The organism is Asaia sp. A2, assembly GCF_057319415.1.
Window position 1 is genome coordinate 180,846 of record NZ_JBXWTO010000004.1, and the last position, 23,080, is coordinate 203,925.

A 23,080-nucleotide genomic window follows, 5' to 3' on the forward strand; every position below is an offset into this window, starting at 1 on the left:
CTTGCCCTCACTCTCTCCCTGTTCCGGCGCCAAACACTGGCTGACGATCATCGGCCTGGGAGAGGACGGGTTTGAGGCGCTTTCACGCAAGGCGCAACGGGCAATTCTCGAGGCCGATGTTCTGGTCGGCGGAAAGCGACATCTGAGGCTTGTGGAGGGAAGGGGGCAGGCGCTGCGCGAGACCTGGCCGTCGCCCTACTCGCAGGCCATGCAGGCCCTGGCCCGTCATGAAGGACGCGATGTCGTCGTTCTGGCCTCGGGTGATCCGTTCTTCTTCGGGATTGGCAAGCAGATTGCGGCGCATTTTGGCTATGATGGGCTTCAGGTCATACCCTCACGCTCCTGCCTGACCCTGGCCTGTGCCAGAACAGGATGGTCCGCACAGGATGTCGGCCTTGTCTCGCTCTGCGGCCGGCCCATGAGCCGCCTTCTGCCCCATGTGCAGCCGGGTGCAAGGCTTGTCATCCTTTCGGCAGATGAGACCACGCCCGCCTCTCTGGCCGCGTGGCTGGACGAGAAGGGATGCGGTGAGAGCGTGATCCATCTGCTCGAAGCACTCGATGGACCCGAAGAACGACAGCGGGTGTTCCGGGCCCGGGAAGGTGCACCCGGCGATGTGGCGCGGCTCAACATGATGGCGGTGGAGATTGCGGCCGGCATGGGCGCGTCATTGCTGCCTCTGGCCTGCGGTCTGCCTGACCATTTTTTCGAGCATGACGGTCAGATTACCAAACAGGAGATACGCGCGATTACCCTTAGCGCCCTCGCCCCCCATCCGGGGCAGGTGTTATGGGATCTCGGGGCAGGATCGGGGTCGATCGGTATCGAGTGGATGCTGCGCCACCCCTCGAACCAGTGCTTTGCCGTTGAACGTAGCGCAGAGCGTTGTGCGCGTATCGCTCGCAATGCGGAAGCTTTGGGTGTTGACCAGCTTCACGTGGAACAGCGTGACCTGTCTGCGCCCCTGTCTGATATGCCGCCGCCCGATGCTGTGTTTGTCGGCGGCGGTATCAGCACGCCCGGATTGCTGGACAATGCGTGGTCTGCGCTTCGTTCGGGCGGCAGGCTGGTGGCCAATGCTGTCACGCTTGGGGGCGAGCAACGGCTTTTCGAGGCTTTTCAAGCATGGGGCGGTGCGCTATCGCGCATCAACATGGAGCGTCTAGGACCAATAGGGACCATGCATGGATTCAGGCCGGCCATGACGGTCACACAGTACAAGGCTGTCAAACCATGATCATGGGAGGATTGGGTTGCAGGCTCGAGGCATCCCCCGAGGCCATGATTGATGTGGTGAGGCTGGCCATCGAGCGCTGGGGGTTGCCGCACGGCTTCGCCGTGCCTGCTTTCAGGCAGCGTCATGCGGCTGTGCAGGCTGTGGCGCAACTCTTCAAATTGCCCGTTACGGTAGTTGATCTCCTGGCGCTTGCATCGGCACAACCACGGTGCCTCACCCACTCGGAGCGCGCGCGTATGACGATGGGATTTGGCTCGATCGCCGAGGGATGCGCTTTGGCCGTTCTTGGGCCGCACAGCCAGTTGCTTGGTGCAAGGCTGGCGGGAGATGGTGTGACGTGTGCCTTTGCCACGATCAAAGCCGGGTCTGCCAGCCAGTGACGGTACATTTCATCGGAGCAGGGCCCGGTGCAGCCGACCTGATGACGCTGCGTGGCCGTACCATTCTGGAACGTGTGCCTGTCTGCCTTTATGCCGGGTCAATTATTCCACCCGAGATCCTCGCCTTTTGCGGCCCCTGCACCCGCAAGGTCGACACGGCGCCGCTTTGTCTTGATGAGATTGAAGAACTGTTCGTGCAGGCTCATCAAGCGGGAGAAGATGTCGCGAGGCTTCATTCGGGCGATCTCTCGCTCTATAGCGCCGTGGCCGAACAGATTGCGCGGCTTGAGCGTCGAGGTATTGCCTATACGCTCACGCCAGGCGTACCTGCCTTCGCTGCGGCGTCCTCCATACTTGGGCGTGAATTGACCGTCCCAGGCGTTGCCCAAAGTCTCATCCTGACCCGTTTGTCAGGACGGGCTTCTGCCATGCCTGAAGCCGAGGCACTCGAAGCCTTCGCAGCAACTGGCGCGACATTGGCAATTCATCTTGCGGTGCATCGACTGGAAGAGATCGTGAACCGCCTGCTGCCTTTCTATGGCGCAACCTGCCCCGTGGCCGTGGTTGCCCGAGCAAGCTGGCCAGATGAACACTGTGTGCAGGGCAGTCTGGAGACGATCGTTTCAATCATGGCAGCGGCGCCAGAGACACGAACAGCGCTCGTTCTGGTTGGAAAGGCGCTGAACCCGGGCGTATTTCAGGAGAGTGCTCTCTATGACGCCGGATATCAGCGGCGCTTTCGCGGGCGCGATAAAAACAATAACCCGCACGAAGCACATCCTCGCCTGGTAGTCTGAAAACTCGCCCGGTGGTCGGGAAAAATCGAGTGTTTTTTCCCGACCCTTTGCATATTTCGTAACCAGGATACCGCGCCTGCCCAAAAGACGACCGGGCAGTAAGGTTGTACAGCAAGCTCGGTCATATCTGTTTCAAAGGATAGCCGGCGTCGGTGCGTTTTGCTTATGCACCTGTCTCTCCAGCCACTTTTGAGCCGTGAGTTTCATCTCGGGATTGAGCAATCGGTAAAGCCGCAGAAGATCGTCTTCATCGGGTGTCAGAACGGCAGGAATATCCTCCTCGATCATGCCGGTCAGGAATGCTTCGGTCGAGACCCCGAAGAGGTCGGCGAGCTTCGGAATATACTTTCGCAAACTTCCCACACGGCCCGTTTCCCAGAAAGCAACGGCCGAGCGTGATACGCCCAGTGTATCAGCAAGTTGTTGCTGACTCATGCCCTGGCTCTTCCTGAGCATTGCAATTCTTCTCGTCAGGGCAAAGCTTGGTGAAATCTTGTTTTGTCTCTCACTGGTCATCTTTTTTCGATTCTATTCTTTCAGAACGTGCCCTATTCCAGCATAACATAAAGGTTAATAAGTTATTACCCTAGAGGGCGTTAAATGTCAGGAATTAACGCCACGGGGAAATTTTTAACGCAGCGCCGATATGATCAAGAAACGCCGAGACCCTGGCTGGATGAGAGCGACCAGGGGGTGTGAGCAGACAAAGTTCGGTTTCAGGGAGCGACCATTCTGGCAAAAGCTGTATCAGGGTGCCGCACTCGATATCTCGGGCAATCATGAATTCTGGAAAGGCTCCAATACCGAGTCCCGCCCGCAGGGTAGGTAAAAACGCTTCGGCATTATTGGATCGGCAGCGGTTCACGGGCGGTTCAACCTGAAGGCTCTCAGCGCCCCGGCTCATGCGGAGCACAGATGCCGAGTGTGTGCCCTCATAGATCAATCCATCATGCTGCCTGAGGTCTTTGGGATGGGATGGCGCGCCATGCTGCGCCACATAACCGGGTGCCGCGACCAGAAGCAGCGGGATGCGGCAGAGCCGCAGGGCGCGCAAGGATGACGGTTCATGGGCTGCAATGCGTATGGCGATATCGAACCCTTCAGCAATCAGGTCGAGCTGGGCATCCGTGTAGGTCATGGCAAGGCGTATTTCCGGATACCGCGCCAGAAAATCCGGAAGCAGGGGCGCAACATGATTGAGGCCAAACGAGATTGGAGCAGTGAGGCGCAACAGTCCATGCGGGCGATGAACGGCCTGGCGTAGTTCGGCCTCGGCAGCCTCGCCTTCGCCCAAGATGCGGTTGGCATGGGCCAGTACCCGCTGTCCGGTTTCGGTCAGGGCGAGTTGGCGTGAGGTCCGGTTCAGCACATAGGTGCCCGTGCGGTGTTCCAGACGCGCAATGGCCTTGGAAATGGTGGGGCGCGACAGGCCAAGAGCCTGCGCCGCAGCACTGAAGGAGCCAAGCTCGACCACACGGGCAAAGATGGCCAGAGCCTCGAAGTCAGGCAAGCGCTGTGTCATGAAATGGAACCGATCTGTTGCCATTATTTCTATATATTGACGTGCGCCCGATTGCCTATGGTCGATCATCACTCAGGAGGATCACCCCATGATCGACTACCGTCCATTTGCCTCGATCGGCCACGCGGATCATGGCTGGCTGAAAGCTGCACACCATTTTTCCTTCGCCGGTTATCACGATCCTGCCCGCATGGGCTGGGGTGCGCTGCGCGTATGGAATGATGACGAGATTGCACCGGATAGCGGTTTCCCGTCTCATCCTCATCGGGACATGGAGATCATCACCTATGTCCGTCAGGGAGCGATCTCGCATCGTGACTCGCTGGGTAATGAGGGGCGGACCGAGGCAGGGCAGGTACAGGTCATGTCAGCCGGGACAGGGATCATTCATAGCGAAGCCAATCTTGAGGCCGTTACCACCACACTCTTTCAGATCTGGATCCAGCCCGACCGGCGTGGTCACGCGCCCTCGTGGGGCACACGGCCTTTTCCGGTCGAGGCGCGGGCCAATCGGCTGGTGACGCTGGCCTCTGGTGTTGAAGGTGACGACGATGCGCTGCGGATCAATGCCACGGCACGGGTCCGGGCGGCGACGATCGAGAAGGGTAGCGCGCTTGAGTGGCAGCTTGAGCCCGGTTGGTCGGGCTATGCCGTTCTGGCTTCTGGCGATGTCACGCTCGTCACTCCCGGATCGCGCGTGAAACTCGCTCCACGCGATGGGGCTGCGCTGCGTGACGAGGCTCTCGTGACAATCGAAGCAGCCAGCGTTTCGGAAATCGTGATTGTCGAAACACGCGACTGATTACCAGGGCATGGTGGGGGGGCTTGGGCAGGCAATGCACCCATCATGCCAGTCTCGATGGAGGCACCCCTCTTCTCCGGCGCTGATTGTGACGCTTGATGTCTGAACGTTCTTCCCTACACCCTCCCCCCCTAGGGTATAGGGGTTTTATGAGCCCGCCGAATCACCAAAAAATTGCCCTTCGTCTCAAGCAGGCCCACGGCCATCTGGCAACGATCCTCGACATGATCGAGGCCGATCGAAGCTGCGCCGATCTGGCCCAGCAGATTCAGGCTGTTGAAAACACCCTGCGCAATGCCAAGCGCGCCCTGATTCAGGACCATGTCGAGCATTGCGTGATTGAGGCGATGGAAGATGGCGGAACCGGGCGTGACGATGCCATGCGCGAATTTGCCCGTCTCGTTAAATATCTCTGACAGGGGGCGTCGCATGCTCAGATGTCTCGCCTCGATACGCGGCAGGATTTTGGCGGTCTCTGTCGTTCTGACGGGTCTCGCGGCTTCATCGTGTCTCGCTGGCACGGCGCAGGCAGCGGAGGCCTGGCGTCATGTCTTCACGCTGCCTGAGGAGGCGCAGCGCAACGAGCATGTCGTGATCGTCTCGCTGTCACAGGGCGAGGTGTTCCCCTCAGTGCAGGCGATGGCAAGGGTCGATGCCGATACGAGCCGAGTTATTGATATCCATGCAGCCGGTGCAGGCAAGGTCATGGCAGTGCATGTGACGCCCGGTCAGCCTGTCAAACGCGGTGAGGCGTTGATTTCCTACACCGATCACTCCCTGCATGAGCTTCAGCTTCAGCGCGAACAGGTCGATGCCGCTCTGTCTTCGGCGCGGGCCGGTGAGGCGGAGGCGACGATGCTCTATCGTCGCGGTGCGGCGCTTGTCGGGAGTGCGGTCTCACGCGGGGAGCTTGAACGACGCCGGATGGTGCTTGAGCAGCAGCGTGGACTGGTGAAGGCCCGAGAGGCAGACCTCGCAACGCTCGAACACCGGCAGACGGAGGAATTCACCTCTGTCACCGAGCGGATCGTGCAGGACGAGGCATCGGATCTGATCAGCCCGGTCGATGGCGTCGTGCAGGCTGTGCGCACCTCTGTCGCAGCCGATATCAATGCTGGCGACAATCTTGTGACCGTGGTCGATCTCTCCCGCCTCTGGCTGAGCGCCGATCTCTCGCCGGAAGATGCTGCCGGGTTGGCACCCGGAGGCAAGGCGCGGTTTCGCCCGGCCAGTCAGGAAAAGGGACGGGTAATCGAGGCGCGGATCACCACCGTGGCGGGGCTCGCCGACCCTGCCACAGGGCTTGTGCGCGTGGTCTGCACCCTCGATCATCCACCTTCTTCACTGCGCCCGGGCATGATGCTCGATGCGGCTTTCCAGACCGGCGAGGGGACGCAGGGCCTGCGTGTGCCGGTGGCAGCGCTTCAGCAGATTGATGGTGAGGATGTGGTGTTCGTCCAGCAGGATGCCACGCATTTCATGCCCGTTTCCGTGGAGGTCAAGGCGCGTGATGACGAGCAGGCCATTGTGAGCGGGGCCTTGCACGATGGCGACAGGCTGGTGGGCGAAGGCAGCTTCACGCTCAAATCAATGGCGCTGCTCTCTTCCATGACAGCGGACTGAGCGCGTCATGTGGGAATTCCTGCAGCGCAGCAAGCTTGCTGTACTCGCGCTTTGCGCGATGCTGGTCCTGGCCGGGCTGGTGGTGGTGCCGGGCCTGCCGGTCGAGCCCGTCCCTGATATCTCGCCCCAGCAGGTGCTTGTTTCGGTCACATCGCCGGGCCTTGCGACGGAAGAAGTGGAAAAGCAGATCACCTTTCCGCTCGAAGCGAGCCTGACGGGACTGCCGGATCTGATCGATCTGCGCTCCGTTTCGCGTACGGGGCTTTCGGTCGTCTATCTGCAGTTCAGCGATACTTCCAACCTCGATCTCGACCGGACCCGCGTCAATGAGCGCCTGCAAAAGGCCCGTGAGGCCATTGCCGTGCCGGTGAGTGTTGCGATGGGGCCGCTTGCCACCGGCATGGGCGAGATCATGCAGATGCAGATCGATGGCGACGGACGTTATTCGCCGCTTGACCTCAACAGGCTCATGACCTGGTCCGTGGCGCCGCAGTTAAGGCTCGTGCCGGGCGTGGCCGATGTGAATGTCAATGGCGGGGCCGAGGAAACCTATACGCTGACCCTCGATCCGGCCCGCCTGCGTGCCCATGACATCGCGCTTGGCAGGATCTATGCCGCGATAGAGAGCAATAATGCCTCATCGGGTGGGGGGTGGATTGCACGCGGAGCGGAGCAGCAGGTGGTTGTGGGGCGCGCCCTTGTCGGGTCGCTGGCCGATTTCGGGGCCATCCCTGTGGCGATGGGGGCCAACGGGCTGGCCATTCGCCTGCGCGATCTGGGCCGCGTTTCGCTTGAGGCGCGCCTGCGCCTCGGCGCTGTCACGCGCGATGGCAGGGGTGAAATCGTCAACGGTGTCGTTCTCATGCAGAAGGGCGCCAGTTCCAATGCGACGCTCGATGCGATTGATGCTGTGTTGCCAGCCATTCAGCAGACGCTGCCCCCGGGCGTGACGCTCAAGCCATTTTACCGGCGCTCGACCCTGACCGACGAAACCATACGCACCATCAAGGAAAATCTCGTTCTCGGGGCATGTCTGGTTTTTGTGACGCTGCTTATCGTGCTGGGGAACTGGCGTGCCGCGCTGGTGATTGTTTCTGTCATCCCTGTCTCGCTCGTCATGGCTTTTGTCGGAATGCGTGTTTTTGGCATTTCAGCCAATCTGCTCAGCCTCGGCGCGATCGATTTCGGTATGATCGTGGATGGCTCGCTGGTGGTGGTCGAGCATCTCATGGTCGAGCGCGCCCGCAACAGACCGGGTGAGAGCCTCGATTCACTGGCCATTCACACCGTGCGCACCGTGTTGCGACCGGTCAGCTTCGCCATTTTCGTGATTATCATGGTCTATCTGCCCATCCTGACCCTGCAGGGGGTGGAGGGCCGTATGTTCAGACCCATGGCGCAGACCATCATCATGGGGCTGGTGACCTCGCTCATTTACTGCTTTGCTGTCGTGCCGGTCCTCTCTGCGCTTTTGATGCGTCATGCGCCGCAGGACCGCGAAACGCTTATCGTCCAGTCTCTCCGGCGCCGTTATGAGCCGGCTCTGGATTGGTGCGCTGCACATACGCGCAGCGTTTTCATGGGAACAGCCTGTATCTTCCTGCTCGCGCTCGTGCTCGCCTCTCGGCTGGGCGGCGAATTCGTGCCCCAGCTTGAGGAGGGGGCGCTGGTGGTCAATGCCATGCGCCTGCCAAGCGCCTCTCTGCCCACTGTTCTGGCATCGGTAACGCAGGAAGAGCGCCTGTTACGCAGTTTCCCTGAGGTTGAGACCGTGGTGAGCAATACCGGTACCGCCGCCATCCCGACCGATCCGATGGGGACGAACGAGACGGACAGCTTTGTTTTCCTCAGGCCACGTGATCAGTGGCGTGCAGGCATGACGCAATCGAAGCTTGTGAGTGCCATGAGCGCCAAGCTCAGTCATGACCTTCCCGATGCGGCCTACTCCTTCACCCAGCCGATCGAGATGCGCATGGACGACCTGTTATCGGGTGTGCGCACGCAACTGGCCATCTCGGTCTATGGCGATGATCTGTCGATGCTCGACAAGCTGGCCACGCATCTTGTGAGCGTGATCGCCTCGGTGCCGGGGGCTGCCGATGTCGCCCAGCAGGGTGAGGGGACGGTGGCGTATCTTCATATCGATATCAATCGCGATGCATCTGCGCGACTGGGTGTTGCCGTGCCGGAAATTCTCTCCACTATCGAGGCGATAGGTGGCCATATCGGGCGGCCGGTGATTATCGATAATGCCCTCATACCCACACAGATCCGCTTTGCTGGCGGTGCAGTGGCCAGTGCAGCTCGTATTGGCGGATTGCAGATCAGGCGCGAGGATGGGCGCGGCTGGGTGCTGCTCAAGGATGTTGCGCATATCACCATTGATGAAACGACGGCGCGTATCGACCGGGACAGTCTGCGCCGTCGGGTGATCGTGCAGGCCAATGTGCGCGGGCGCGATGTCAAATCATTCGTTCTTGCTGCGCAAGCGAAGGTCGGGGCATCGCTGCATCTGCCTCCGGGCTACAGGCTCGAATGGGCGGGTCAGTTCCGCAATCTGGACTCGGCCATGACGCGCCTCGCGCAGGTTGTGCCCGTGGCTCTGGTTCTGATCTTCGTTTTTCTGGTGCTGGCTCTGGGCTCACCCCGGGCGGCGCTGCTGGTTTTCATCAACCTGCCGATTGCCGCCACAGGGGGTATTTTTGCCCTCGCCATCAGGGGGCTACCATTCAGCATTGCCGCCGGAATTGGGTTCATCGCGCTGTTCGGGGTGGCCATTCTCAATGGTGTCGTGCTGGTCAGCCAGATACGTGATTACCGCCTGACGGGGATGGGCGCTGCCGAGGCGGCCTTTGCCGCGGCAAAGGCCCGCTTTCGCCCGGTTCTGGCCACGGCTTCGGTGGCCAGTCTCGGCTTTTTCCCCATGGCGTTTTCCGGCAGTGCCGGGGCCGAAGTCGAACGCCCTCTGGCAAGTGTCGTGATTGGAGGGCTGATCACATCAACCCTCCTGACCCTTCTTGTGCTGCCGCTGCTCTATGCGCGGTTCTTCAGCCGGAAGGATGCGTCGCGTCCGGCGCAGGAGGCCGATCAGCCCATGCGGTGAAGGGCGCAGAGCTTGTTGCCGTAGGGATCGCGCAGATAGGCGAGATAGAGCGTACCTATTGCAGATTCACGCGGGCCAGGGGGATTTTCGATGGCGGTACCGCCATGCGCGACACCGGCCTTGTGCCACGCATCGACAGCTTCGGGTGAGTCCGCCTTGAAACCGATCGTTCCGCCATTGGCGCCGGTTGCGGGTTCGCCATTGAGCGGCGTGGTGATCATGAGTCTGCCACCATCATGCGTATAGAACAGGCGGTTTGGGGGCATGATCTCACCCGGCGGACAACCAAGTGCCCCCAGCGCGGCGTCGTAAAACGCTTTCGAGGCTTCGAGGTCGTCACTGCCTATCGTGATATGACTGAACATGAACTCTCTCTCTCCTGCTGATAAACCCGGCATCCGAGGGCGCCTGTAACGGGTCCCCTCCACCATCCGGGGGCAGAAGGCTCTGCCGGCAGGGAGGATCGGTAGATCGGGCAGGGCTGTCAATCCGGCCTCCATCCCGCTTTGCAGGCGCGCAGTGTAGGAAGGCGGAAGCGGGAACGATCCTATACGGCAAAAAGGCCGGAAGCGTTTCCACTCCCGGCCTGAGCAGGCGATTTGCGATGTGAGGCTGGTCGCGCTGCGCTCAGAGGCTTGCGCTGACGCGCCCGAAATAATAGCCGCCGGTGAAGGGCACCTGATTGGAGAACTGATCGTACATCGACCCGCCTGCCGGCACGAGATTGCCCGGGAGACGACGGGGGCGGACATTGAAGACGTTGTTCACGCCGATGGAGGCATGGACGCGCGAGGTGATCTTGTAGCCTACCTCAAGATCGGTCAGCCAGCGGGGTGTGTTCTTGAACTGGCCAAAGCAGGAATTGGAGTAGCGCAGGGCGCCACCGCTGGCACAGGTAGCCGAGGCCGGGGTCCAGTCCTGATAGGTCATCATGTTGGTGGTTTCGCCATAACGGCTCTGGCGGATATTCACATCCCACCTGCCGATGGTCCACAGCGCGTTGAGGATGATCTTGCTGCGGGGTGTGGCGGTGGTGATGTAGGCGATGGTCTGCTCGTTCAGCAGCGGCTTGCCGATGGTCGAAATGCCATTGTGGTGCAGGCGTGTGCGGTTGAGGTTGAACGCCGCCATCAGCGCCAGATTGCCGTAATCATGCATATGCACAAGATAATCGGCCTTGATATCCAGACCCTGCGTGCGCGTGCTGGCCCCGTTCGAGAGGAAGTAGGCCGAAGACGCTGCCGCATTGGTGGCGGTCGGGGAGACATCGAAGCCGAAAGAGCGGATGGCGTCCAGCGCCTGTGCGCCACGCACCGTGCCACCCTGCACAATACGGTCACGCAGATTGATCTGGTACACATCGGCCTCGACATGCAGGCCGCGTACCGGCTCCATGGTAAAGCCCGCACTGGCATTGACAGAGCGTTCCGGTTTCAGGCCCTGCGCACCCAGTGAGCGGGCTGCGGCGGACTCCACCGGAAGCTGACCGCCAACGCTGCCGGTACCGGCAAAGATGTTCAGGCGGCTGAAATGGGATTCCTGCAATGTTGGCGCACGGAACCCGTTGGCGATGGTGCCACGCAGCGCAAAGCGTCTGGTGAAATCATAGCGCGCTGAAAGCTTGCCGTTTTCGGTGTTGTCAGTGTCGGTGTAATATTCGTAGCGGCCAGCCACATCGATGGAGAGCTTGCGCGTGGGGCGGAAGGTCGCATCCACATAGGCCGAGTAGATGTTGCGATACCATGTGCCTGCCGATTGGGGCGGGATACCGGCATGTTCCACCGGGCCGCCATCGAGATAGGATTCCGGATTACCCGAGATGATCTGATAGGAGTCCAGACGGTGCTCCCCGCCGAATGCCAGACTGACCGGCATGGACCAGATATTGAACCCGCGACGCAGGTCGAGATTATTCGTCCACTGTGTGTTTTTCTGGGTGTAGTCCCAGAACTTGCTGGGTGAATAACCTGTACGGGCAAGTTCGCCCAGATTGACTACATCGCGGATGCTGATGCGCGAATTATCGCCGCCATAGACGGTTGAGAGATTCCAGTCGAAGCCGAACAGGTTCTCGCCCTTCAGGCCCAGCTCGGCGGCGTAATCCAGTTCATCATCCCCTGTGATGGGGCGGAGTTCGCTGATGCCTGCGGCAGGTACGACATAGGGGTATTTATAGGCGCGCATTTCGGCATGGCGATAGCCGAGTGTTGCCTGTCCATAAAGTTCAATGCCAGCGGCAAGAGGCTTGCCGAAATTGAGCGCAAAGGTCTCGCGTGTTTCCTTTGGTGTGCTCAGATAATCGGTCTTGCGACCACGCCAGCTTTCGGATCCTGGCTTGACGCCCACAAAGTAGTTCTTGGTATCGGCACCGGCTGGCCAGTAGCCGAGCAATGCATGATCGGGTCCCCAGGCAATAGCGTGCTGTGTCTGATAGAACTGCGCGCCTAGATGGACATAACCGTCCTTGCCGAGTTTGAAGCCGCCATCAGCATCGAGCTGGTATTGCTCGCCACTGCCGAGATAGGCATTGGCACCGCCCTGACCGCTGAGCGTCAGACCGTGATCCTTTTTCTTGGTGATGATATTCACCACACCGGCGATGGCGTCAGAACCATACATTGCGGCGGCGCCATCCTCGAGCACCTCGATATGGTCGATCATGTTGCCAGCCAGCATGTTCAGATCGACGCCTGACGAGGCAAATTGCGGCCCTGGCTTCTGCACGATATTGGCGGTGGAATGACGGCGCTTGCCGTCGACCAGAACCAGCGTCTCGTTCGGCCCCAGCCCACGCATCTGGATGGACGACACCAGCGAGTTGGTGTTGGACCCACGCGCGCTCATGGTGATGGAGGGATAGGTGCGCGTCAGCGCATTGGCGACGTTCAGCTCGCCCGAGCGCTCCAGCGTCTTGGAGGAGATGACCACGACGGGGCTGATGCTCTGGCGGGCCTTCACATGGCTTTCACGCGTGCCTGTCACGACGACCTGCTCGGCATCGTCGGTGCTTTTGACGAATTTATTTTTCTTCGTCAGGGCTGTGGTCTTGTCGGCTTTTTTCTGTGCGACGTCCTGCGCCTCGGTGGCGCTTGCGGCATCGGCAGCGCGGCTCACGAAGGGCGTGCAGGCAGTCGTTGCAACGAGGAACAGGGCAAGTCTTTTCACCGGTCTCTCCGACACGTGTCTGGGATGTAACGGGTCGCAAAAACGTTACCGGGAGTGTTTGAGTAAAGTTAAGCTTTTATGGCAGTATGTCGAAATATTTCCATTGTATTTTTATATGTTTCTGAGGGAATCCTAAGAATTATTTTCTGCCTGTATTTTTTAATATGAACGAAACCTAGATATGTAAGTCTATAGTTATAAATTGTCATGGTAATGTATTCATATATAATGCATGATATATTTTATATATATTCATATGTACGTTTCTTATTGCAGTTTCCTCAATCATCTAATCGTTTGTGCTCTGAGTGCCGGCGGAAACGGATTTTGGCGCGATGGACAAAATGTAACTACTTTATAAATATAATTTCATTCCAGTTAGCAGGCACATTGTTCTGGTTTTCGTGTTCTGACCGGCCGCAGCGCGGTTAAGCGTCGCGTCATAAACTTGTCATGAAGCCGACCGGGCGAACCGACAGGTGATACCCCCCTGAATGGCGATGATCATAACGATATCCAATCAATTGCGTGTCTGCAGGCAGAGTGGCTCCCCAAGAGAGTCGATGCGACAGCGCCGTGCAGGGGCCATAAGAGACAGGCATTGTTTCGCCCCCTCTGCGATACTGTCTCCAAGGCTTGTGCTTTGCGAGCCTACAGAGTTTCGGCACGTACCGGCGTGGGGGCAGACCAGCCGGGAGGTGATCTCATCTGTCTGAGGTCACAGGGCAATTGTGTGCCTGAATGATGTTCTCCTCAAACTGATCCTCATTGCGTCCGCAAAGCTGGAGCCGGACGATTTGTCGGGCGCTTTCATCTCGCTGAGTGCAGCTCATGGAGCGACGGCAGGTCAGCAGCCCTTCCGTTATCCGTTTGATGCCGCGTGCGGGGCTCAGACGATCGTGGTGTCAGCATAACTGATTTGTCACAGGATGCGTCCTGCCACCCGAGCGATAATGATCCGATGTTGAGACGCCGCCCCGATCATCAGGTCGTCTCACATTAAGGCAAGAAATGTTACAAAAGATCCTGTGTATCCTTCCTGCTCGTGTTGGTAAAGTCGAGGGCTAATCCCAGAGGAAAAGATGGCAGCAGCACCAATTCTGAGCATAATAATACCGTGCTACTGTGAAGAACAAAATGTCAGACCTCTCATCAATGCACTCGAAAAAACGCTCAGTGGCATTGCGTGGGAAATCATTTTTGTCGATGACAATTCACCAGATGGGACGATCCATACGGTCCGGAATATTGCGGCGCTGGATCGGCGAATACGTGGCATCGTCCGTATGGGCCGTCGTGGCTTATCATCGGCCGTGATCGAGGGCATATTATCTTCATCGGCAACATTTGTTGCGGTGATGGATGGTGACCTGCAACATGACGAGTCTTGCCTGCTTCCCATGCTGGCGGCTCTCCAGGACGATCAGTATGATCTCGCCGTCGCCAGTCGGCACGTGCTCGGGGGTGACAGTGGGGGGCTCTCCGGTTTCTGGCGGCGTTTCATTTCCCGTCTGGGCAATCTGGTGGCCATGTCTGCCTCTGCACCGATCAATGATCCGATGAGTGGCTTTTTCCTGATGCGGCAGCGTGATTTTGAAGCGCTCGCTCCTCGCCTGACCGGACACGGGTTCAAAATTCTGTTCGAGATTATCATGACCAGTCCGAAATCGCTCCGGATCAAGGAGTGTCCCATGGTTTTTCGGGAGCGCGTTCATGGCGAAAGCAAGATGACACCCAGGATCATTGGCCAGTTTTTTGTGGCTCTGGCTGAAATCAAGATACGAAACGCCTTCCGGTGATCATGTCAGGCGAAAGTGGGCTCTCTTGAAGCAACTGAACAAAATAGTCGTCGCGTGTTATCCGCATTTTTTTCTGCTGTTCGCGGCACTGTTGATACGGTTCATGACATTGGGGAACCCTATCCTTGAATGGGATGAGGAGTTCTATCTCTTCGGAGGGGGGCGGCTACTGCAAGGCCATCTGCCCTATGTTGATTTCTGGGACCGTAAGCCAATTGGCCTGTTTCTGCTTTACGCCTTTTTTCATCTCTTCGGGGCGTATCGGGTTATCGCCTATCAGATCGGGGCACTGCTGGCCCTGTGGGGCACGGCGCTACTGATACGTCGCATGGCGTTGAGGATTGCTCCTGCCAGCGGAGCGCTGGTTGCGGCGCTCATCTATGAGATTTGGCCCACTCTGGCACAGGGCGAAGGTGGCCAATCGCCCATTTTCTATAATCTCCTGGTCGCTGGCGCGATGTGCCTTCTTCTGGATCACCTGCAAGATTTCGAGGGAAATGATCGAAAACGCCGCAGACCGGTCGGCATCCTGATCATGCTCCTTTTCGGGGTGGCTATTCAGATAAAATATACCGTTGTCTTCGAAGGGATGTTTGCTGGTCTATATCTGATATATCGGGAAATAAGATCAGGGAGTAACCCCAGAAGCATCATTGCTGACTCTGCCATATGGGTTTTTGTTGCTGTATTGCCCACGATTGCCTCTGGTCTTTTCTATATAATGAGCGGTTACGGGCATGAGTGGCTGTTCTCTAATATTTCCTCGGTGTTTCTGCGTGCGATTGAGAGTCATCAGATTATCTCGGAGAGACTGATCAAGCTCCTGCCTTTGCTGGGGCCGTTTTTCATCGTCATGGGCGTGAATTTTCTGTCCAGAAGAAGCCTTTCTGCGCAACAGGCACCTTACGTCTCGTTTCTGACTATGTGGGCGATGGTGGCGTTCGGTGCGTTCGTGATTTTCGGCACCTGGTACATCCATTATATCCTCCCGCTTCTCGTACCCTTTTCCATCCAGATTGCCCCGCTGTTCTACAGGAAATCCGGTCGCAATCTGGCGTGGCTTATGGCAATTATCGGGCTTGTGGCTTCGCAACTGAGTACCTGGAAGCATTTGAGATCGAATGGTGGGAAAGAGCTTTTCCTGGCGCTTGAGAAAAGTGTGGATTACGGAAAATCAGGTTGCCTTTTTATCTATAACGGTCCCGTTGCGCTCTATGATGCCCTGCCATATTGCCGATTGACGTCGCATCCATTTCCATCCCATTTCGGGCTCCAGCGCGAAGCCGGTGCGACGGGCATGGACCCCCTCGCAGAACTGCATGCAGTTCTGACGCAGGAACCTGCATATATCATCAGCCAGGAGCCGGAAGCTGCCGGTGAAAACCGCAATGTGCGCAAGGCGCTGTATGACGCGCTCTCCCGGGATTATGTCAGGACTTACAGCTGGATTTCGCGACCCCATCGCAGAATGCTGTCGGTTTATAAACGGAGCAGGGGGGTGCTCCCGCCTCACCCTGCGCTTGCGCCTGTCCCACAGTCAGAGTGACCTCGCTTTCGTCAAACCTCAGGGCGCGGGTGTCGTGATCGTTCCGATCGAATAATGAGAGACGTGGCCAATCGCGTCCGCCCCCGTGCCGCCGATCGACCAGGGGACGGGCATTCGGGCGATTGCATCGAACCTTCATGCCGCGCGACGTTCCCGTTACATGAGGCGCGTTTTCGCACGCATCTTTGTGCTGTATCAGGGCGGGTTCAGGATCGGCCGGGTTGTGAGTTGCCTTTTCGCGCCTCGGCAATCATGGCTGCCCATGTCAGGCGGCTGAATGAGCCTGCGACGCCAGATGAATTGGCGCTTTTCTCCCGTCTCGTGGCGCAGGTCGGATGATCGCGGCGAGGAAAGGCCTCAAGGTTCCTGACTGTACGTTTGGTACGATTGCCGCAGCCTCCCTCGGGGAACGCATCTCAACGCGACGGTAATAAACCCAATTCTCATTTCACAGCGTGATTTTTGCGATATGAGCCTCCGGGGAATAGCCTCTTCGCAAACTGGTGTCTTTTCCGCGGCCTCGATGGGTTTAAGCGTGTGGCACGCTGGCGACGGCCAGCCAGAGCCGCCGGACAAGGTCACCGTGCTGATTTTCGGATTTGCAAAATGGCGTATGTTATGGATTGATACATTATATCATCATTCAGAACCGAGCTGCTGCCCATGAACCGTGCCCGTCTATCGCTTTTCCTCTCATCGGCCCTGTTCGGTGCCGTAACGCTTGCGGACGCTGCACGCGCCGACGAGGGCATGTGGACATTCGATCATCTGCCTAACGCTGCTTTGCAGAAGACCTATCATTTCAAGCCTGATGCCGCCTGGATCCAGCACGTTGTGCAATCCTCGGCACGTCTGGCCGAGGGATGCTCTGCTTCCTTCGTGTCAGGCAACGGCTTGGTCATGACCAATCATCACTGCGCCAATTCATGCCTTGCCGCCTTGTCTGACAAGGATCACGACTATTTCCGCGACGGGTTCTACACGAAGGATCTCGCCGATGAGCGCCAGTGCCCCGGTATGGAGCTCGATCGCCTCGACACCATGAAAGACGTGTCTGCCCCTGTGGCAGAAGCCACCAAGGGCAAGCAGGGGGCCGCCTATTCGGCGGCCCTGCAGGAAGTGGAAAGCAAGCTGACCAAGGATTGCGTGGGCGGTGATGACGCGCACTGGCGCTGCGACATGGTCTCGCTCTATCATGGTGGGCAGACCGCGCTTTACCGTTATCGCCGCTACAACGATGTGCGCGTGGTGATGGCCCCCGAGCAGGGGATCGCTTTCTTCGGCGGTGATCCAGATAATTTCGATTATCCCCGCTACGATATCGATCTGTCGATGCTGCGCGTCTATGAGGGTGGCAAGCCAGTGAATACGCCGTTCCTGCAATTTGATCCGAATGGCCCCAAGGCGGATGATCTGGTTTTCACCTCCGGCAATCCGGGGCGCACGCAGCGCGGGCTGCCTGCTGCAGCCCTCGCGTTCCAGCGTGATGTCGCCAATCCGGCAATTATCGCCATGCTTTCAGTGCGTGAGGGGATGCTGTGGCAATACAGCCGTGAAAGCGCCGATCATGCGAAACAGGCGGAAAATACGCTGTTCGGTATCCAGAACGGTCTGAAATCCTATTCCGGCACTCAGGCGGCACTTCAGTCAGGCGATATCGTGAGCCGACGTGAGAAGGAAGATGCCGCCCTGCAACGCTGGATCGATGCCGACCCGGCGCGTCGTGCTGCTTATGGCCAGCCTTTTGCCATGGTGGACAAGGCTGTAGCGCTTGAGAAGGATCTGTTCACGCGTAATCTGGCCATTGGTATGGTCTTTCGTGGTTTCCTTGATGACGTCATGACCCTGGTGGAAGGCGCCCATGAGCGGGCCAAGCCCGACGCCAAGCGTCATGCGGGCTTCCATGACGCCCAGCTTGGCGAAATCGAGACCAGCCTTGGTGCGAAAGAGCCTTTCTATCCGGATCTTGAAACTGCTTCGCTGGCACTCAGCCTGACCAGCCTGCGTCAGGTGGCTGGTGCCGATGACAGTCTTGTCCATCTGGCCCTTGGCAATGATGCACCGGAAGATGTGGCGGCGCGCCTTATCAAGGGGACGCATCTGTCTGATCCGGCACAGCGTCTCGCCTTGTGGAAAGGGGGGCTGAAAGCCATCGAAGCCTCGACTGATCCGCTGATCGTCTTTGCCCGCAAGCTTTATCCCGATTATGCGTCACTCCACGACCGTATGCGTGACGACGTTGCGGCCCCGCTGCACAAGGCTCAGGGCGATATTGCCCGTGCACGCTTCGCTCAGGCCAAGGCCGAAAATCGCCTCGATGCGTTGTATCCCGACGCCACGTTCTCGCCCCGCCTGTCCTATGGCACCGTCAAGGGCTGGCGCAAGAATGGCACAGATGTCGCGCCCTTCACGGATTTTGCGGGTATGTACCGTCACGCCACCGGCAGCGAACCTTTTGCTCTGCCCAAGCGCTGGCTGGATGCGAAGGCCAATCTGGGTCTGGCGACGCATCTCGATTTCGTCTCGACCAACGACATCGTGGGGGGTAACTCCGGTTCTCCGGTCATCAATCGCGAAGGTAAGGCTGTCGGCCTGATCTTCGATGGTAATCTGCCGAGCCTTGCGGGTGATCTCTATTACGACATCAGCAATAACCGTGCTGTCGCGACCGATACGAGCGCCATCATCACCGCGCTCAGAGTGGTCTATAACGAGAAGACACTCGCCGATGAGCTGACCAACGGTCATCGCTGATCTAAGGGCGTATCAGTGCAGGAAGAGGGTAGCGTTCAGCGCTGCCCCGCTTCTTGCGGAGGTAGAAACCTGCGCCACTCTATTCGTCTGGCGTTTTAGAACGGTGACACCATTGCGGCTGTCGGTAAGGTGAAGCTGCCTGAAGCGCGAGCCTCTGGCCCAGATTGCGGCATAAGCGCAATGCCGCGTGCGGCCGCAGCCGAAGCTGGAATGACCTCCTTGAAAGCCCTGGCATCCCGGGTTTCCAAGGGGCGACGGCCCTTTGGTGGGGCGTGGGGCAAGGCCCCACTATCCCTCAGATGACAGGTGTGCCGCCTGTTACGGCGATGGTAGCACCCGAGATATAGCTGGCCTCGTCGCTGGCCAGCATGACGTAAGGCGCGATCAGTTCGACAGGCTGGCCAGGGCGGCCCAGCGGGGTATCCTCGCCAAAGACATGCACGTGGTCGCCATGCATGGTCGCAGGAATGAGCGGTGTCCAGATCGGGCCCGGGGCAACGGTATTGGAGCGAATTCCCTTCTCACCAAGCAACTGCGCAAGTCCGCCGCTGAAATTCTGGATGGCGGCTTTGGTGGCGGAATAAGCAAGCAGGCGCGGCTTGGGGCTGTCCGCATTGACCGAGATGGTATGGATGATCGAGGCGCCGCGCTTCATATGGGGAACAGCGTGACGGGTCAGACGGAATGTCGCGCCGATATTGGTGGCAAATGTGTCGTCCCATTCATCTTCCGAGATGTCCTCAAGAGCGAGGCGTTCGATCTGGAAAGCAGCGTTGTTCACCAGAACGTCGATCCGGCCGAAAGTCGAGACCGTCTCATCGATCACGGATTTGCAGATCTCGCGTGACTTCAGGTCGCCGGGGAGGAGAAGCACCTTGCGGCCTGCTTTTTCGATCCAGGCAGCTGTTTCCCTGGCGTCGTCGGCTTCTTCTTCAAGATAGGATAGCGCGATATCGGCGCCTTCACGAGCAAACCCGATGGCGACAGCGCGGCCTATGCCGGAATCGCCACCTGTGATGAGGGCAATCTTGCCCTCCAGACGACCTGAACCTTCATACGTCCCCTCACCATGATCGGGGAGGGGCGTCATGGCTTTGGTCTGACCGGGGATGCGATCCTGAAGAGGGGTATCGAAGGGGGGCTTTGCGTAATCGGTCATGATGAGGCTCCGTTTTCCGGACGGCGGTCAAGTGCCGCGGGCTGTGCGTTGCACCCTATTCATCGCGGAAACGTGAGCCTTAGTTTCATGGCAAAGCGTGTCGCGGCGCTCATGAGGTCAGGAGTTGGCTTTCGTAAGGCCTTGCACAGGGCATCATGAGGGCCTGTCACGGATCAGGTGGACGATCGTGACAGGCCGGTTTCGATCAGGCTGAGCGGATCAGCTTGTGATTGACGAATTCCTCGATCCCGTTGGAGGAAAGCTCGCGGCCATAGCCGGAATTCTTGACCCCGCCAAATGGCAGTTCCGGGGCGGTGCCCGTCACATCATTGATGAACACCATGCCGGTCTCGATGCGCTCGGCAAGCTTGCGACCACGCTCGACGGAAGCCGTATGAACGGAACCACCCAGACCGAACGGAGAGTCATTGGCAAGCGCAATGGCAGCGTCGTCATCGGCCACCGGGTAGACAATGGCGGCGGGACCGAAAATTTCTTCGTAGAAAATCGGGTTATCCTTGGTGACATGCGTGAGCAGGGCCGCCTGCATGAAAAAGCCCTCGCGATCAAGCCGCTTGCCGCCGGTGACAAGCTTTGCCCCGTGATCGACTGCCTTTTCGACCTGGCTCAGTGCGAGCTTCATGGCGTTTTCGCTGCTCATCGGGCCGTGAGTGACGCCCTGTTCCAGCGGATCACCATAGCGGAATTCGGCCAAGGCGTCGGAGAGGCGACGCACGAATTCGTCGGCCAGGGATTCATGAACGATCATGCGCTTGGCGGCGGTGCAAACCTGACCGTTATTGGACATGCGCCCTGCCACGGCACGGGGGATGACCTCGTCGAGATTGGCATCATCGAGCACGATGAACGGATCGGAGCCACCGAGTTCTAGCGTGGTCTTTTTCAGAGCCTTGCCAGCCTGTGCGGCGACAGCACTGCCTGCACGCTCACTGCCGGTCAGGGCCACGCCACGCACTTCAGGGCGCGCAATCAGTTCTTCCGACACATCATTGTCGATGAACAGATTGGTCCAGGCTCCCTTGGGTGCCCCGGCTTCGAGGAACAGCGCCTCGAAGGCGAGGGCGCATTGCGGCACACCCGGTGCGTGCTTGGCGAGCACGACATTGCCGGCCATCAGGTTGGGACCTGCCACGCGTGCAAGCTGGTAGTACGGGAAGTTCCAGGGTTCGACGCAGTAGATGACACCCAGAGACTGGCTGAGGACCGTCGCACGACCTTCCGAGACAGGGATCTCACGCGGGGCAAGGAATTTCTCGGCGTTTTCGGCGTAATAGGCGAGGATCTTCGCAGACAGTTCGGTCTCGGCAATGGCCTCAGGCAGAACCTTGCCCATTTCGATGGAAATCAGTCGGGCATATTTTTCCTTGTTCTGCTCAAGGATCTGCGCCGCCTTGCTGACGATGGCCTTGCGCTCGGCAAAGCTGCGGTGACGCCAGTCACTTCTGTAGAATTCATGGGCAGCGTCTAGCTTTTCAAAGGCCTGTGCCTTGGTGTGGAGATCGAACTCACGCTCGGTTTTGCCTGTGGCGGGGTTGATTGTACGATAGGCGCTCATCGTTTCCTGCTCCCGTTTATCTGGGGTCCGACGCATGGCCGAACCAAAGTCACGGTCCAACAAATGCCTGGAAAGGCGCATGGTTTCCCTGAAATGGTATGCAATGCGGGCTGGGCAGCCTGGGTGCTGCTCCGCTACCGCAAGGTAGAGACCCTTGATTACAATCGGCTGGAAGCTGGCTTTCACTGGGGTGAGGGGGTAGGCTCGCCCGCGTCAAGGGTCTTGTGCAAGCAAGTGAAAAGGGAATGCCGAACGGGCTGGCTGATCCTGAAAGGATCGGGCACGAGGCGGCAGCTGTCCCCGCAACTGTGAGCGGTGAGCGCCCTGCCGGAACCACTGGATGCAGGTCATCCGGGAAGGGGCAGGGGAGCGATGAACCGTGAGCCAGGAGACCTGCCCTTGTCGTGTCTGACTGCCTGACCGGACGGGATGATCCGGCGATTGCGGAGAGCGTTTCTCGTGAACGAATTACCCCCGTCTATTGGTGCATTGCGATTTGCACGGGATGCGGATCGGCCCGCATCGACTTTCCATCCCGGCGAAGGGCGTAGTGATGAGCGCTGAAACCTTGCCGGTGTCTTCGCCGTTGCTGCGCTGGCGCATTTCGCTGCTTGGGATCGGCCTGCTTCTGGCCAATATGGCGCTCTGGGTCTGGACCTTCGTGATGTTTCGCGATCGGCCCTTGCTGCTTGGCAACGCCCTGCTCGCTTATGGTTTCGGCCTGCGTCATGCTGTCGATGCCGATCATATCGCCTCGATTGACAACGTCACGCGCAAGTTCATCCAAATGGGGCGTCAGCCCTTGCTGACAGGGTTCTGGTTTGCCATCGGTCATTCCCTGATCGTTGTGCTGGCGGCGCTGGGCACGGCACTGCTGTCACAGGCGATGCAGGAGCGTTTTGGTGCATGGCGTGATATAGGGGGTATTGCCAGCACGCTCGTTTCTGCCGGCTTCCTGTTTGCCCTGGCCATCACAAATTTCATTGTCCTGCGCGGCGCCTGGCGCGCCTGGCGTCACATACGGGCTGGTGGAGCGATTGAGGAGGTCGACCCCGAAGCACTTCTGAACCGGGGTGGAGTGCTGTCGCGCCTGCTTTATCCGCTGTTCAGACTGGTCTCGCGCAGCTGGCATATGGTGCTGCTCGGCTTTCTGTTCGGCCTCGGCTTCGATACTGCGACGGAAGTATCGCTTCTGGGGCTGTCTGCCTCACAGGCGAGCCGGGGTGTTTCGGTTGCGGCGATCATGATCTTTCCTGCCCTGTTCGCTGCGGGCATGGCCCTTGTCGATACGGCAGATGGTGTTCTCATGCTCGGGGCCTATCGCTGGGCCTTCGTCGATCCGTTGCGCAAGCTGCGCTATAACATCATCATTACCCTGATCTCGGTGATCGTGGCTGTCGGGATTGGCAGTATCGAGACGCTTCGTCTGCTGGGTGACCAGATCGGTTTTGAAGGGCGGTTCTGGGGCATGGTGGCCGCTGTCAGCGACAGCTTCAACCAGATCGGGTTTATCGTGATCGGGCTGTTCGTGCTGGCCTGGATGTTGTCCCTGATTTTCAGCCGGGTCGATGCACGACGCAAAAACTGACGACGGGCTCATCGTCTTGGTGCGCCGGT

The 23,080-nt window shown here is 58.8% G+C and carries 18 protein-coding genes and 1 riboswitch; of the genes, 12 read left to right on the forward strand and 6 right to left on the reverse strand.

Translation table 11 applies throughout. The annotated features are described in order from the left end of the window. The first annotated feature begins 1 nt into the window (after nucleotide 1). From cbiE to cobM, 3 genes are read left to right on the forward strand one after another with little or no spacing between them, the layout of a single operon-like run. On the forward strand, nucleotides 2–1,237 hold the full coding sequence (gene cbiE / locus ACWNRM_RS05245) for a precorrin-6y C5,15-methyltransferase (decarboxylating) subunit CbiE (RefSeq protein WP_485169732.1): 1,236 nt from the start codon (nucleotides 2–4) through the stop codon (nucleotides 1,235–1,237). Then, nucleotides 1,234–1,617 (forward strand): cobalamin biosynthesis protein, encoded by a 384-nt coding sequence (locus tag ACWNRM_RS05250; protein ID WP_485169731.1) that lies wholly within the window; start codon nucleotides 1,234–1,236, stop codon nucleotides 1,615–1,617. The genes cbiE and ACWNRM_RS05250 overlap by 4 nt, the downstream gene beginning before the upstream one ends. Beyond that, on the forward strand, nucleotides 1,614–2,414 hold the full coding sequence (cobM, locus tag ACWNRM_RS05255) for a precorrin-4 C(11)-methyltransferase (protein WP_485169730.1): 801 nt from the start codon (nucleotides 1,614–1,616) through the stop codon (nucleotides 2,412–2,414). Before ACWNRM_RS05250 ends, cobM begins: the two co-directional genes overlap by 4 nt. Before the next feature lie 132 nt (nucleotides 2,415–2,546). Here the strand turns inward: cobM and ACWNRM_RS05260 are convergent, their stop codons facing one another. Together ACWNRM_RS05260 and ACWNRM_RS05265 are read right to left on the reverse strand one after the other, a co-directional pair. After that, nucleotides 2,547–2,930 (reverse strand): helix-turn-helix domain-containing protein, encoded by a 384-nt coding sequence (locus ACWNRM_RS05260; RefSeq protein WP_485169729.1) that lies wholly within the window; start codon nucleotides 2,928–2,930, stop codon nucleotides 2,547–2,549. 94 nt (nucleotides 2,931–3,024) lie between these two features. After that, nucleotides 3,025–3,936 carry a LysR family transcriptional regulator gene (locus ACWNRM_RS05265; RefSeq protein ID WP_485169728.1) on the reverse strand — a complete coding sequence of 304 codons (912 nt, stop codon included), beginning with the start codon at nucleotides 3,934–3,936 and terminating at the stop codon, nucleotides 3,025–3,027. An 88-nt stretch (nucleotides 3,937–4,024) separates the two neighbouring features. Between ACWNRM_RS05265 and ACWNRM_RS05270 the strand changes: the two genes are divergently transcribed. The 4 genes from ACWNRM_RS05270 (at nucleotide 4,025) to ACWNRM_RS05285 (ending at nucleotide 9,464) form a co-directional block, all read left to right on the forward strand. Then, complete coding sequence (locus ACWNRM_RS05270; protein WP_485169727.1) at nucleotides 4,025–4,738, forward strand: pirin family protein; 714 nt, start codon at nucleotides 4,025–4,027, stop codon at nucleotides 4,736–4,738. 149 nt (nucleotides 4,739–4,887) lie between these two features. Then, nucleotides 4,888–5,154, forward strand: coding sequence for a metal-sensing transcriptional repressor (locus ACWNRM_RS05275; RefSeq protein WP_485169726.1), 267 nt, complete (start codon nucleotides 4,888–4,890; stop codon nucleotides 5,152–5,154). A 13-nt stretch (nucleotides 5,155–5,167) separates the two neighbouring features. Further along, nucleotides 5,168–6,361 (forward strand): efflux RND transporter periplasmic adaptor subunit, encoded by a 1,194-nt coding sequence (locus ACWNRM_RS05280; protein WP_485169725.1) that lies wholly within the window; start codon nucleotides 5,168–5,170, stop codon nucleotides 6,359–6,361. A gap of 7 nt (nucleotides 6,362–6,368) precedes the next feature. Then, nucleotides 6,369–9,464 carry an efflux RND transporter permease subunit gene (locus ACWNRM_RS05285; RefSeq protein ID WP_485169724.1) on the forward strand — a complete coding sequence of 1,032 codons (3,096 nt, stop codon included), beginning with the start codon at nucleotides 6,369–6,371 and terminating at the stop codon, nucleotides 9,462–9,464. Here ACWNRM_RS05285 and ACWNRM_RS05290 read toward each other — a convergent pair. Together ACWNRM_RS05290 and ACWNRM_RS05295 are read right to left on the reverse strand one after the other, a co-directional pair. Then, complete coding sequence (locus tag ACWNRM_RS05290) at nucleotides 9,449–9,829, reverse strand: VOC family protein (RefSeq protein WP_485169723.1); 381 nt, start codon at nucleotides 9,827–9,829, stop codon at nucleotides 9,449–9,451. The genes ACWNRM_RS05285 and ACWNRM_RS05290 overlap by 16 nt on opposite strands. Nucleotides 9,830–10,091: 262 nt before the next feature. Then, complete coding sequence (locus tag ACWNRM_RS05295; RefSeq protein WP_485169722.1) at nucleotides 10,092–12,629, reverse strand: TonB-dependent receptor plug domain-containing protein; 2,538 nt, start codon at nucleotides 12,627–12,629, stop codon at nucleotides 10,092–10,094. Nucleotides 12,630–13,711: 1,082 nt separating this feature from the next. Between ACWNRM_RS05295 and ACWNRM_RS05300 the strand changes: the two genes are divergently transcribed. The 4 genes from ACWNRM_RS05300 (at nucleotide 13,712) to ACWNRM_RS05315 (ending at nucleotide 18,728) form a co-directional block, all read left to right on the forward strand. Then, nucleotides 13,712–14,428 carry a polyprenol monophosphomannose synthase gene (locus ACWNRM_RS05300; protein ID WP_485169721.1) on the forward strand — a complete coding sequence of 239 codons (717 nt, stop codon included), beginning with the start codon at nucleotides 13,712–13,714 and terminating at the stop codon, nucleotides 14,426–14,428. A 103-nt stretch (nucleotides 14,429–14,531) separates the two neighbouring features. Further along, nucleotides 14,532–15,974: an ArnT family glycosyltransferase gene (locus ACWNRM_RS05305; protein ID WP_485169720.1), complete on the forward strand. Its 1,443-nt coding sequence runs from the start codon at nucleotides 14,532–14,534 to the stop codon at nucleotides 15,972–15,974. Nucleotides 15,975–16,037: 63 nt separating this feature from the next. Next, a complete protein-coding gene (locus ACWNRM_RS05310; RefSeq protein ID WP_485169719.1) occupies nucleotides 16,038–16,313 on the forward strand; it encodes a hypothetical protein in 276 nt (91 codons plus the stop codon). Nucleotides 16,314–16,637: 324 nt separating this feature from the next. Next, nucleotides 16,638–18,728, forward strand: a complete 2,091-nt coding sequence (locus ACWNRM_RS05315; RefSeq protein WP_485169718.1) for a S46 family peptidase — start codon at nucleotides 16,638–16,640, stop codon at nucleotides 18,726–18,728. Between the two features lie 295 nt (nucleotides 18,729–19,023). On the opposite strand, the gene ACWNRM_RS05320 is transcribed toward ACWNRM_RS05315, so the two are convergent. Then, nucleotides 19,024–19,887: an SDR family oxidoreductase gene (locus ACWNRM_RS05320; RefSeq protein ID WP_485169717.1), complete on the reverse strand. Its 864-nt coding sequence runs from the start codon at nucleotides 19,885–19,887 to the stop codon at nucleotides 19,024–19,026. Nucleotides 19,888–20,092: 205 nt separating this feature from the next. After that, the gene (locus ACWNRM_RS05325) at nucleotides 20,093–21,463 is read right to left on the reverse strand and encodes an NAD-dependent succinate-semialdehyde dehydrogenase (protein WP_062165276.1); all 1,371 of its coding nucleotides are present in this window, start codon (nucleotides 21,461–21,463) and stop codon (nucleotides 20,093–20,095) included. 200 nt (nucleotides 21,464–21,663) lie between these two features. Continuing rightward, a riboswitch (cobalamin riboswitch) is annotated at nucleotides 21,664–21,878 on the forward strand. 138 nt (nucleotides 21,879–22,016) lie between these two features. On the opposite strand from ACWNRM_RS05325, the gene ACWNRM_RS05330 reads away from it, so the two are divergent. Further along, complete coding sequence (locus ACWNRM_RS05330) at nucleotides 22,017–23,051, forward strand: HoxN/HupN/NixA family nickel/cobalt transporter (RefSeq protein ID WP_485169716.1); 1,035 nt, start codon at nucleotides 22,017–22,019, stop codon at nucleotides 23,049–23,051. Nucleotides 23,052–23,080 lie beyond the last annotated feature (29 nt).